Here is an 11820-nt window from a genome sequence, read left to right as displayed (position 1 = left end):
TTTTGGTTATAGAGATTTGAACTCTGCTATACCTATACCTTAGAACTTAATGCCCACATCAATTGACACGCCGTTGTTCTTAATGGCCAGATTCTTGTCGTTCAACTGCTTTTTGTAGTAATTATCGATATTGCTCAGACCACGCAGGTAGGTAACACCACCGAACAGTTTCGTGCTTTGGCCTAGCTGCATCTCCGCGCCGGTGCCCAGCACTGCGCTCGTTTCAAAGACGTTGAAGCGCTTGGCCGTTTTATCACCATTGATCACCTTTTTCTGATCTACCTGGCCAGATACTTTGGTGCCGAGCGCACCGCCCACCTGGAAGTACAACACAACGTCAGGCGCTATCTCATTTGTGAAAAGCTTCAGCGTAACCGGTATTTCAAGATACTGCACTGTCAGTTCATCAGTTTCCTTTACGGGGGTAACTGTGCCATCCGCGCCCTCCGACATATAGGTATAGCTGATCTTAGAGCCTTTGCCGCGGTAGATCAGCCCTGAGCTGAAAGCGTAGTTGTTCGAGAAAAAGTAGTCGCCAACCACACCTACGCCTAAGCGCAGGGCGCTGTTCGACTTCTCAAAATTATGGCGGTCCTCTGCTATAAAGCGGTTACCTGAAATAGTAGGTGAAAACTGAATACCGATTTCCATCTGGGCCATGGCTGTGGAAGAGAAGCCCAAAAAGAGCAGCAGAAATGCTAGTTTTTTGAATTGCATGTTATTTTGTCGCGTTAATTTATTCTAATACGGGATAACCCTGTATTTTTGTATTAAATATTCGGCAATGTATCACAGATTATTATTACTCGCAACCATCCTATTGCTTTTTAGCTGCAAGAAGAAAGAGGGTTGCGACATACCTGAGGAAATTGAACGCATACCCGTATCGGTAGAGATTGAGCGACTCGAGAAGCCTTTTTTCGCGGTAAGCTCCAAACAGGATATGGCCTCATTCCTGGACGATAATCCCTTTTTTGCGGAGCGGTTCCTGCAGCGCAAAAATTATCCTTCCGACTCGGCAGTTATCAACGCCATGTATGCGCTTGCCACTAACCCAGAGCTCCAGAAGTTAGCGCAGGAGGCCGACACCACCTTTGGAGACATGGCCACCGAAAACCAACAGCTCGAAACCGCCTTCAAGCACATCAAATATTACTATCCTGAGTTCAGGCAGCCACAGGTAAAAACTTTCGTATCCGGCCTTAACCAGGATCTGATGGTATCCGATAGCCTGCTGGTGTTCGGTATCGACTTTTTCATCGGCAAAAATGCCAGTTACCGCCCCGATACCTATGATTACATCCTGAATCGGTACGAGCGCCCGAACATGGTGCCTGCCGCCATGCTGCTATTGTCCAATCGTTTCAATAAAACCGATTTCCTGGACCGTAGCCTACTGGCCGAAATGGTGAACACAGGCAAGGCCTATTATTTCGTTAAATCTATCATGCCCTGCGCACCCGACTCTACCATCATTGGGTATAGCGGGCAGCAATTGGCAGATGTGCGGCATAACGAGGGACGTATCTGGGCACACTTCGTTGAGAAGAAACTGCTTTATGAAAAGAGTCCGTTTGTGGTGAATAAATACATTGGTGAGCGACCGAACACACCAGAAATAGATCCCACTTCGCCTGGAAGATTGGGTACCTGGGTGGGCTGGCAGATCGTGCGCAGGTATATGGAGCGCAACCCCAAGGTAACGCTGCAGGAACTGATGGCCGATAACGATCATCAGAAAATATTTAACGAGTCGAAATACAAGCCTGAGAAGCGGTAGTATCCTACTTCGCCTCTATACCTGCGCGCATGCACATAGCTATTTTCAACCAGCACCACCACAACCCCGACTGCCCTTCTACCTGCAGGCACTATACCTTTCTGGAGTACCTGGCCAAGCGGCACAAGGTGAGTCTGGTAACGAGTAGTGCCTGGAAGCAGCTTCGCATTACGGACAGGTATACGTGGGTGCCAGAGGGAGTGGACCTGTACGAGCAGGAGGTGCCTTACAGCAACAAGATGGGCGTTCGCAGGCGGTTGGTCTCCTACGGAGGTTTTGCTGCCTACAGTCTTGCCAAAGGCCTTTCCATACCTAAGCCGGATGTAGTTTGGGGCGTTTCTACACCACTCACAACGCCCTGGATGGCAGCCCGCGTTGCCCGGATGCGCGGCATTCCGTGGGTGTTTGAGGTGCAGGACTTATGGCCCAGCTTTCCGATCGAGATGGGTGCTGTGAAACGGGAGTGGTTAAAGCGGCGCTTGTATAGACTAGAAAAAAGCCTTTACCAGAGCGCGAACCACATCATCACACTTTCTCCGGACATGGAGGACTATGTTGTTGGGCAAGGTATAGCACGCGAGAAGGTAACCACCATCCTGAACGGCACAGATATTGAAATGGCCGATGCCGCAACTCCTGAAAAGGTAGAAGCGCTTCGTAAACAGTATCAGCTTCAGGGGAAGCGGGTGGTGCTTTATGCGGGTACCTTCGGCCGGGCCAATGATATGCCCACCATTATGCGAGCAGCCGAGTTGATGGCCAATCAGCAGGATATCGTTTTTGTTCTGGCGGGGGGAGGCTACTACGATGCTGAACTCCGAAAGCTATCGTTGCGCCTGCCAAACCTGATACTTTTGCCGCCACAGCCCCGGCCCGATGTTTTCGCCCTCTTCAAACTGGCGGATTTGTCGCTCATTACTTTCAACGATCTGCCTGTGTTGGCATCCAATTCGCCCGCCAAACTTTACGATAGCCTGGCCTGCGGTGTGCCCGTGCTCGTGACTAACCCCGGCTGGACCAAGGCATTTGTGGAGCAGCATGCATGCGGCTGGTATACGCCTGCAGGCCAACCCGAGGCATTGGCCCATAAAATCAGCGAAATCCTTTCAGACAATATTTTGCGACAACAGGCTGGGCAACGTGGACAGGCCATCGCGCGGCAACAGTTCGACCGCCAGCAGCTCGCCGCTCAGGTAGAGCAGATTTTGTTGCGAGTAGCAAACAAGGTATAGCCCGATCTGCTATTATCCATTAGCTGCATTACATGGTTGTTAATCAGGCCCTTACTGGGTCATGAAATTGCTTTTTCTATTTTTGGCACATCCTTTGATTAGGCAGGTATAGCAAAAGAATACTCAGGCCTGAGTTTAGTTACTAATCGAACCAACCCGAAATTTTAAAGGAGATATAAAGATGAAGAAGATAATAGCAGCCCTGTCCTTGGGTATGTTAGTTGCAGGCGGAAGCGCTTATGCACAGACTACAACCAAGCCACAGGACCAGAAGCCTCGCAGCGAAATGCGTGGAGCCATGAAGGACAGAGCACAAAAGAGCCCTGAAGAAATGGCCCAGATGAGAACCGATAGACTGGCTCAAAAGCTGGAATTGAATGCTTCGCAGAAGAACCAGTTGCAGGCTTTGAACAAGCGTCATGCGGAGGAGATGAAAGCCATGCACGAGAGTCACAAAGCGACCGGCGAGAAATCAGCGGAACAGAGAACCCAAATGCAGGAAGTCCGAAAAGCACACTACGAGAAATGGCAGGCTGAGCTGAAGAGCATCCTTTCGGCAGAGCAGTATGCTAAGTACGAAGCCGATCAAGCGCAAATGAAAGAGAAGCGCAGCGAAGCCCGCAAAGGAATGAAATCAGGCGAGCACAAAAAGTCAGGCATGCACAAAAAAAGAGGCGAATACAAAAAGCAGGAACAGGGGAAATAAACCCTTTCATAAGATCCCATAGTGATAGCGGGGGCAACACATACAGTGTCTGCCCCCGCTTTTTTTATCAGACTATACCTCCCACCTTGTTTTCCGGGTCGTCAGGTATGTTAGGGTAGTATTTTTGAAAGAACGCACAGAAATGCGTGAGCGGACACTCTTCACACTTAGGCCGACGAGCCAAACAGATGTAGCGACCGTGCAGAATTAGCCAATGGTGTGCTTTGGCGATCAACTCTTGTGGCAGGTTGGCTACGAGCTCTTTTTCAACTTCGAGCGGTGTTTTGGCTGTTTTGGAAACGAGGCCCAGGCGCTTGCTCACCCGAAACACATGCGTGTCCACGGCCATAGCCGGTTGGTTCCAGATCACCGAAACGATCACGTTGGCCGTTTTGCGTCCCACACCCGGCAGCTTCACCAGTTCTTCCACGGTGCTCGGCACCTCTGCGTTAAACTGCTCCACCAGCATTTTGCCCAGTCCGGCCAGGTGCTTTGCTTTGTTGTTAGGGTATGAAATGCTTCGGATGATCGGGAAGATCTCTTCCGGTGTTGCTGCCGCCAGGTGCTCCGGTGTCGGGAATGCCTCGAACAAAGCAGGCGTTACCATGTTCACGCGTTTATCGGTGCACTGGGCACTGAGCACGACAGCCAGTATCAGCTCGTATGGATTAGAGTAGGCCAGCTCGGTCTCGGGGTCTGGAAAGTTCTGGGTAAAGTGCTCGATCAGCAGCTTGTAGCGTTCTCTTTTGCGCATAAAAAAAGTTTGCAGTCGGTTAAGACTGCAAACTTAAGCTTTTTGAGTAATTTAAAATGTTGTCGATAGACCGCTGGCTAGGGCTTTTGGCCGCGCCGTCGAGCAGTCGCTGGAGTAGCATGAGATCGGAGCAGCTCTCGGCCAGCTCGTTGTCGTGCATCAATGCTGTTTCCAGTTGCTCGAGGGCAGGGTCTGCCAACTCATTGTATACGTACTGGATCAGCTCATTCTGAGTAGAGGTTTTTATCATAAGCAATCGTGCTGTTAAGCATCTTTTTTCTTAGGTTGATCAATGCGTAGCGCATACGACCTAAAGCTGTGTTGATGCTCACTCCGGTTGCCTCGGCTATTTCCTGGAAGCTCATGTCGGCGTAGTGGCGCATCATAAGTACTTCCCGCTGCGCCTGTGGCAGCGTCTGGATCAGCTCGCGCAGGCGGGCATGAGTGTCCTCCTTTATCTGCTGCGACTCCACGGAGTCTTCGGCAAACGACAGGGCATTGAACACATTACTGCCATCCTCCAGGGTGATCATCGGGCTTCTTTTCTCTTTACGGAAAAAGTCGATTGCCAGGTTGTGGGCAATACGGCATATCCAGGAAGAGAACTTGCCTTCTTCGTTATACCTGCCGCCCTTCATGGTATGGATCGCCTTGATAAAGGCATCCTGCATGAGATCCTCAGCGGTATACGTGTCCTTAACAATCAGTAAGATCGTAGTGAATACTTTGTTCTTGTGTCTGTTTACTAGCTGTTCAAACGCATTTTCGTTACCTGCGATGTAGAGCGAGACCAAAGCGGAGTCGCTCAGCTGGGTAGTTGTATTCATCGTAAAGCTACATTAGTTTAACGTAGAGCTTTATACCATATTGTTGCGTTAGGCTGTAAGAACAAATATTTTTAAGAAATGTAAATCAAATATAGGGAATGCATTTTGACTGCACAAACATAGCCGGGTGTCTTTAACAAAAATATTAAAGATGCTATGCATCAGTTAAGAATTACTATTCCCTAATATACGGCAAGATAATATAAACGTATATGCTTTCAGTTAAATTTATTTTTCAACATATAGCGATTCCGTATATATCGCTGGCTTAAAAGCGATTACTACGGAGTTGGTGATTGGCTTAGGTGTAGGGCAATGAAAAAGCAGCCATTCCAGGTGCATGGAATGGCTGCTTTTTTATCAGGGCTTACTCCTTATAGAACTGTTTCTTTTCCTATGATGCCGATCAGGCCCATTTTCATCTGAAACACCTGCGCAATACTATTGGCTTTCTGCTTTAACTCTTTTGTCTTCTCGCCCTCAAACAGCTCGTCTGCTGTTTCGGTAAACAGCGTAACCCAGCGTGCAAAGTGCTGGCGGTCTATGGGCAGGCGCATGTGCTTCGGGAAAGGTTGGCCCTTGTAGGCCATGGTACCAAACAGCACGGAGCTCCAGAAACTGTACATTATAGGCAGGTGATGCTCCCAGTTCACATTGGCAAAGCCGTTGAAAACCGGGCCCAACAGGTCGTCTTCGTTTACCTTGGCGTAAAACGAGTCAACCAGCAGTTTTATATCCTGTTCATCTTTAATATCTTCCTTCATGTGCTGCAAATTGAAACCTAATAGGGTTACAAAATTACTTACACAGCAGCGCGGGAAAAATGACATTGGTCACTAAAGGTATACAAAGGGCATAAAAAAATCCTTCGCAAAACGGAGCGTCTGTACGAAGGATCAGTCTTTTAATCTGTTGTTTCCGGCTATTCCCGGCTGTAGCGTTTCAATCGATTCAAAATCAAGAGCAGGCGACGGTTGATCTCGCGCTCCTCCACCGGTTTGCATTGCGCCGTAATGTCGGCAGGGCTTTGCAGTTTGGCCTCTACTGCCTTAAGGTGCTCTAAGTAGCACTCCACGGTGGTGCATGAGATATTCTGATATTGCAGGCCTTCGCCACCTGCCAGGCTACTGTTTAGGTTAATGGCCTTGGCAATTTCAGTGTTGATCAGTTGCGTTACATCAGAGCTTGATGTGATCTCCTGCTGGTACACCTTTCTCTCGATGTTCTCCAATAATTTGCGGATGTCCAGTTGTTCCATGTTGTTGATATTTTTAAATATTGATAATCAGTAAAGAAGACAGCTCCTTGGCTCAAGGATACGGACCTGAGCTGACTGTGTTAACCCCTAAAAGGATTGTTAATAAAAGAATAATATGGCGCTGTTAGCACCGAAAGCATGCGTAGGCACAGGTTGGCAATGGCTTGCATGCAGGAGGCGGCTGGTAGCTGAGGTGGCGCCGCTCCGTAAAAAATTATACTTCTATACCTGGCGGAGTGTTACAGTTTGCGACTTGAAATTATAAATAAATTTATATGGTATAGGTGCAGAGTCTTTTAGCGCACCTGCCCCGTTTCTGCAATGGTCTTTTCGGGTAGGGTTGAGCCTCTTACCTGCCTTGCCCTGGAGATGAAGGCAACACTGCGAAGAGAATTGATTCTTTCTGGTAGCTTTCCTGCAAGCCTGGCGTATTCCGGGTCAGGCAGCTTGTCCAGATTTATTCCTTGCTCCATTCTGCAGGTATACTTGCCATGGCGTAGCTTTGCAGGTATGAAAAACTGTTTATATAGGAGAAAGGAAAATGGAGGCTAAGCCAACACGCAGGCACGACCCCTATGCCGTGCTTCGGCTACCGGAGTTCAGGCTGTACATATCGGCGCGACTGTGCATTACGCTGGCCATGCAAATCCAGGCTGTGGTGGTAGGCTGGCAGATCTATGCAATCACAAATGATGTGTTCTCCTTGGGCCTGATTGGGCTGGCGGAGGCAATTCCTTCCATCTTCGTGTCGCTATATGCCGGCTACGTGGCTGATACGGTGCCCCGCAAGCGCATTATCGTGACGGTGGTGGCAGTGCTAATGCTTTGTTCGCTGGCGCTCCTTTACTTCACACTGGATATGAGCCGTGTGCTGCCTCTGTATGGCGTGCTGCCGATTTATGTGGTTATCTTCATCAGCGGGATTGCGCGTGGCTTTATGGGGCCGGCCGTGTTCTCGTTTATGCCCCAACTGGTGGCCGACAAGCAGCTTTACGCCAATGCCATTACCTGGAGCAGCACTACCTGGCAGGCTGCCTCGCTAGTGGGCCCGGCCCTAGGCGGACTGGTGTACGGCTTTTACGGCATCACGGCGGCCTATGCTGTTGACGCCCTGCTGGTGCTGCTGTCCTTCACTGCCTTCGCGCTGATCGGTGGCAAGGCGCTTCCGGAGAACATTAATCCGCAGAACATGATGGAGAGCTTGCGCTCAGGTATACGATTCGTGTTTGGCAACCAGGTCATCATGAACGCTATTTCCCTGGATATGTTCGCTGTGCTGTTCGGGGGGGCGGTGGCGCTGTTGCCCGTTTTTGCCTCCGATATACTGTTGGTCGGTCCGCAAGGGCTTGGCTTTCTGCGGGCGGCACCCGCAGTCGGTTCGGTGGCAATGGCCATCTGGATGGCCTATTACCCCATTACCCTGAAAGCCGGGAAGATCATGCTCTGGTGTGTGGCAGGGTTCGGGGTGAGTCTGATTTTCTTCGGGTTATCTACCAGCTTCTGGCTCTCGCTGGTGCTGCTGGTACTGAGCGGTGCATTCGACAGCATCAGCGTCATCATCCGGTCCACGCTCCTCCATACCCTGACGCCGGAGTATATGAAGGGCCGCGTCTCCTCGGTCAACAGCATCTTCATCGGTTCGTCTAACGAGATCGGGGCCTTCCGGGCAGGCGCGATGGCCAAGGTAATGGGAGCGGTGCCGTCGGTGGTGCTGGGCGGCGCGATCACGCTGCTGGTGGTGGGCATAACGGCCCTGAAAGCCGACAAACTGCGCAAGCTGGACCTGACGCCCGAGCTGGAACCTGTCTGAAAAAAAACATCCCATGCTACGCGTGGCGCGGCATGGGATGGCTGATGTGGCAGGGTAGGGCTACTTGGCAGCCGCTTCTTTTTTCTCAGCCGCTTTTCTCTTGGTGGCCTGTTTTGGGCGGCTGTTGCCGTATGTGCCCTTCACAATTTTGCCTTTCTTCGTTTTTTTATCTCCTTTTCCCATGTTCAATTGGTTTTAGTGGTTGTAGATAGCATCCCATACATACGGAAGCAGGCCGTTGCAGTTTAAACATGCTGCGATTTACTAGCGGCAATGTGTGCCATACCTGGTTCTGTCATCTTACGTGAAAGTGGGACTCATTTGACCGGCAATTAGTGAACGCAGGCTAAACCTTTTTAGAGCTGAGGGTGTTTCAAAAGGATGCCACGTTGCAAGCCGAGGCCATAGGTCAGGTACAGGGTCAAAAGCCTTCAGAATGCGACAGGGTATTCGTATCTTTACATCGTATATAAATCAGTTCGTCATGCGCGGGCTTTTCTGCCGGCGCTATACTTTATGGCAAACACATCCGAAAATAACCTCGACGCACTCGACCCACGCCAGCATATCATCATCAAAGGCGCTCGCGTGCATAATCTTAAAAATCTCAGTGTGGCCCTGCCACGCAACAAATTCATCGTCGTTACCGGCCTTTCCGGCTCCGGCAAGTCGTCGCTGGCCTTCGATACGCTGTATGCTGAGGGGCAGCGCATGTACGTGGAAAGCCTGAGCTCCTATGCCCGCCAGTTTTTAGGGCGCATGGACAAGCCGGACGTGGATTACATCAAAGGCATCAGCCCGGCCATCGCCATCGAGCAGAAGGTGAGCATCAAGAACAACCGCTCCACCGTGGGTACCAGCACCGAAATTTACGACTACCTGAAACTGCTTTACGCTCGCATCGGCAAGACGTATTCGCCTGTTTCGGGTGAGGTGGTGCAGAAGGACAGCGTGGCTGATGTCGTGGACTTCATCTTCTCGCTGGAGGACGAGGCCCGTGTGATGATCCTGGCGCCGCTGAAGCTGCACAAAGACCGAACCCTGCATAAGGAACTGGATCTACTGCTGCAGAAAGGCTATTCAAGAATCTATGCCGACGGACAGGTATACTTTATCGAAGAGCTGCTGGAGGAGAAGAAGCCGAAGCTGGGTAAGGAGATTTATATTCTGGTAGACCGTGCCGTGATTTACAAATCCGATGAAGACCTGCAATTCCGCATTGCTGATTCGGTGCAGACGGCCTTCTTTGAAGGCCACGGCGAGTGTCGTTTGAAGTATGGCGATGGCGAGGAGCGTGTTTTCTCCGACCGCTTCGAGCTCGACGGCATGGTGTTCGAGGAGCCTTCGGTCAACTTCTTCAGCTTCAACAACCCTTACGGCGCCTGTCAGACCTGCGAGGGTTTCGGCAGTGTGCTGGGTATAGATCCGGACCTGGTTATACCCGACAAAAGCCTGACGGTATACGAAGGAGCCGTTGCGCCCTGGCGTTCCGAGAAAATGAACGAATGGCTGCAGCCGCTTGTGAAGAACGGCATCCGCTTTGACTTCCCGATCCACCGTCCTTACAACGAACTTTCTGAGAAAGAGCAGGAATTGCTTTGGACAGGCAACAAATACTTCGAAGGACTAAACGACTTCTTCAAGCACCTGCAATCGCAGACGCACAAAATACAGTACCGCGTGATGCTGTCGCGCTACCGCGGCCGCACCACCTGCCCCGACTGCAAAGGCTCGCGATTGCGCAAAGATGCCAGCTACGTGAAGATCAATGGCAAGAGCATCACCGATCTGGTACTGATGCCGATCACACAGGCATTGCCGTTTTTTGAGCAAATACAACTAACCGAGCACGAGCGTAACGTGGCCGAGCGCCTGGTTACGGAAGTGACCAACCGCCTGGGCTACCTGGTGCGTGTGGGTCTGGGTTACCTGACGCTTAACCGACTTTCCAATACCCTCTCAGGTGGTGAAAGCCAGCGCATCAACCTGGCGACTTCGCTGGGTAGCGCCCTCGTAGGTTCCATGTATATCCTCGACGAACCAAGCATTGGTCTGCACCCCAAAGACTCCGAGCAGCTTATCGGCGTGCTGCGCTCCCTGCAAAAGCTAGGCAACACCGTGATTGTGGTGGAGCACGAAGAGGAGATGATGCGTGCCGCTGACCAACTGATTGATATCGGGCCGGAGGCTGGCTCTGGTGGCGGCAACCTGATGTTCCAGGGCACGCTGGATGAGATGACCCAAACGGCCGATACCTATACCGCCAAATACCTGAGCGGAAAAATGGAAGTATCGGTGCCGGCACGTCGCCGCAAATGGCGCAACGCTATCGAGATACAGGGTGCCCGTGAGAACAACCTTAAAAACCTAAGTGTGAAAGTGCCGCTGGGTGTGATGACAGTGGTAACCGGCGTGAGTGGCTCGGGCAAGTCGACCCTGATCAAGAAGATACTTGCGCCGGCCATGATGAAGCTGCACGGCAACACGGCAGAGGCGACCGGTAAATTTGATAAGCTGGCCGGCGACTACAACAAGATCCGGCACGTGGAGTTTGTGGACCAGAACCCGATTGGTAAGTCGTCACGCTCTAACCCGGTAACTTATGTGAAGGCCTATGATGCCATCCGGACCTTGTATGCTGACCAACCACTGGCCAAGTCGCGTGGGTTCAAGCCATCGCACTTCTCCTTCAACATTGAGGGAGGGCGCTGCGAGGTATGCCAGGGCGAGGGCCAGGTGAAGATCGAGATGCAGTTCATGGCCGACATCTACCTCACCTGCGAGAGCTGCCACGGCCAGCGCTTCAAACAGGACGTGCTTGACATCAAATACAAAGACAAGAGCATCTCCGAAGTGCTGGACATGACCATCGCTGACAGCATCGACTTTTTTGCCGATCAGTCGAAGATCGTGGAGAAGCTGAAACCGTTGAACGATGTGGGTCTGGGTTATATCCGGTTGGGGCAGTCGAGCAACACCTTGTCGGGTGGCGAGGCGCAGCGCGTGAAGCTGGCGTCGTTCCTGACCAAAGGCGTACAGGCGCATCAGGAGGATATCCTGTTCATCTTCGACGAGCCGAGCACCGGACTGCACTTCCACGACATCAACAAGCTGCTGCAGTCCATCAATGCCCTGATCGAGAATGGCAACACCGTCGTTATCATCGAGCACAACATGGACATTATTAAATCCGCCGACTGGATCATTGACCTGGGTCCGGAAGGAGGCACTAACGGCGGGCACTTGTTGTTTGAAGGTACGCCGGAGGAAATGGCCAAACTGGAAGATAACCATACGGCCAGGTTCCTGAAGGATAGACTCTAAAGTGTATATGTATAAGCGCCGCGGCAATTGGTTTTGTCGCGGCGCTTGTTTTTAAGGTATAGCAAGGCGGGTATACCTTATTTTGCTAACTTGCCGTACGGGTGTAAATCAAAATAAATCAATAGCTAC

The 11820-nt window shown here is 51.2% G+C and carries 13 protein-coding genes; 5 read left to right on the top strand and 8 right to left on the bottom strand.

All coding sequences use genetic code 11. The features are described 5' to 3' along the window. Positions 1–39: 39 nt before the first annotated feature. On the bottom strand, positions 40–717 hold the full coding sequence (locus BD749_RS18210; protein WP_101447181.1) for a porin family protein: 678 nt from the start codon (positions 715–717) through the stop codon (positions 40–42). Between the two features lie 67 nt (positions 718–784). On the opposite strand from BD749_RS18210, the gene gldB reads away from it, so the two are divergent. From gldB to BD749_RS18195, 3 genes are all read left to right on the top strand, one after another. Beyond that, complete coding sequence (gldB, locus tag BD749_RS18205) at positions 785–1780, top strand: gliding motility lipoprotein GldB (RefSeq protein ID WP_245869439.1); 996 nt, start codon at positions 785–787, stop codon at positions 1778–1780. Positions 1781–1809: 29 nt separating this feature from the next. Next, on the top strand, positions 1810–3012 hold the full coding sequence (locus BD749_RS18200; protein ID WP_101447177.1) for a glycosyltransferase family 4 protein: 1203 nt from the start codon (positions 1810–1812) through the stop codon (positions 3010–3012). Positions 3013–3193: 181 nt separating this feature from the next. Then, positions 3194–3718 carry a DUF4890 domain-containing protein gene (locus BD749_RS18195; protein ID WP_101447175.1) on the top strand — a complete coding sequence of 175 codons (525 nt, stop codon included), beginning with the start codon at positions 3194–3196 and terminating at the stop codon, positions 3716–3718. A gap of 67 nt (positions 3719–3785) precedes the next feature. On the opposite strand, the gene nth is transcribed toward BD749_RS18195, so the two are convergent. The 6 genes from nth to BD749_RS19505 all read right to left on the bottom strand — a co-directional run bounded on the left by nth (position 3786) and on the right by BD749_RS19505 (position 7030). After that, positions 3786–4472 (bottom strand): endonuclease III, encoded by a 687-nt coding sequence (gene nth / locus BD749_RS18190; protein ID WP_101447173.1) that lies wholly within the window; start codon positions 4470–4472, stop codon positions 3786–3788. A 19-nt stretch (positions 4473–4491) separates the two neighbouring features. Next, entirely contained in the window at positions 4492–4722 is a 231-nt protein-coding gene (locus BD749_RS18185) for a hypothetical protein (protein WP_101447171.1), read from the bottom strand. Continuing rightward, a complete protein-coding gene (locus BD749_RS18180) occupies positions 4697–5299 on the bottom strand; it encodes an RNA polymerase sigma factor (protein ID WP_101447169.1) in 603 nt (200 codons plus the stop codon). The genes BD749_RS18185 and BD749_RS18180 overlap by 26 nt, the downstream gene beginning before the upstream one ends. Before the next feature lie 374 nt (positions 5300–5673). Continuing rightward, positions 5674–6063, bottom strand: coding sequence for a group III truncated hemoglobin (locus BD749_RS18175; protein WP_101447368.1), 390 nt, complete (start codon positions 6061–6063; stop codon positions 5674–5676). A 158-nt stretch (positions 6064–6221) separates the two neighbouring features. Further along, positions 6222–6557, bottom strand: a complete 336-nt coding sequence (locus tag BD749_RS18170; RefSeq protein ID WP_101447167.1) for a hypothetical protein — start codon at positions 6555–6557, stop codon at positions 6222–6224. A 296-nt stretch (positions 6558–6853) separates the two neighbouring features. Further along, the gene (locus tag BD749_RS19505) at positions 6854–7030 is read right to left on the bottom strand and encodes a hypothetical protein (protein WP_180336460.1); all 177 of its coding nucleotides are present in this window, start codon (positions 7028–7030) and stop codon (positions 6854–6856) included. Positions 7031–7098: 68 nt separating this feature from the next. Between BD749_RS19505 and BD749_RS18165 the strand changes: the two genes are divergently transcribed. After that, the gene (locus BD749_RS18165; RefSeq protein ID WP_101447165.1) at positions 7099–8367 is read left to right on the top strand and encodes an MFS transporter; all 1269 of its coding nucleotides are present in this window, start codon (positions 7099–7101) and stop codon (positions 8365–8367) included. Positions 8368–8427: 60 nt separating this feature from the next. Here the strand turns inward: BD749_RS18165 and BD749_RS18160 are convergent, their stop codons facing one another. After that, positions 8428–8550 (bottom strand): 30S ribosomal protein THX, encoded by a 123-nt coding sequence (locus BD749_RS18160; RefSeq protein ID WP_101447163.1) that lies wholly within the window; start codon positions 8548–8550, stop codon positions 8428–8430. A gap of 333 nt (positions 8551–8883) precedes the next feature. On the opposite strand from BD749_RS18160, the gene uvrA reads away from it, so the two are divergent. Continuing rightward, positions 8884–11691: an excinuclease ABC subunit UvrA gene (uvrA, locus tag BD749_RS18155; protein WP_101447161.1), complete on the top strand. Its 2808-nt coding sequence runs from the start codon at positions 8884–8886 to the stop codon at positions 11689–11691. The last annotated feature ends 129 nt before the right edge of the window (positions 11692–11820 follow it).

The organism is Pontibacter ramchanderi (assembly GCF_002846395.1).
In the GTDB taxonomy this organism is placed as follows: domain Bacteria; phylum Bacteroidota; class Bacteroidia; order Cytophagales; family Hymenobacteraceae; genus Pontibacter; species Pontibacter ramchanderi.
This window is presented reverse-complemented; position numbering and strand designations above follow the sequence as displayed.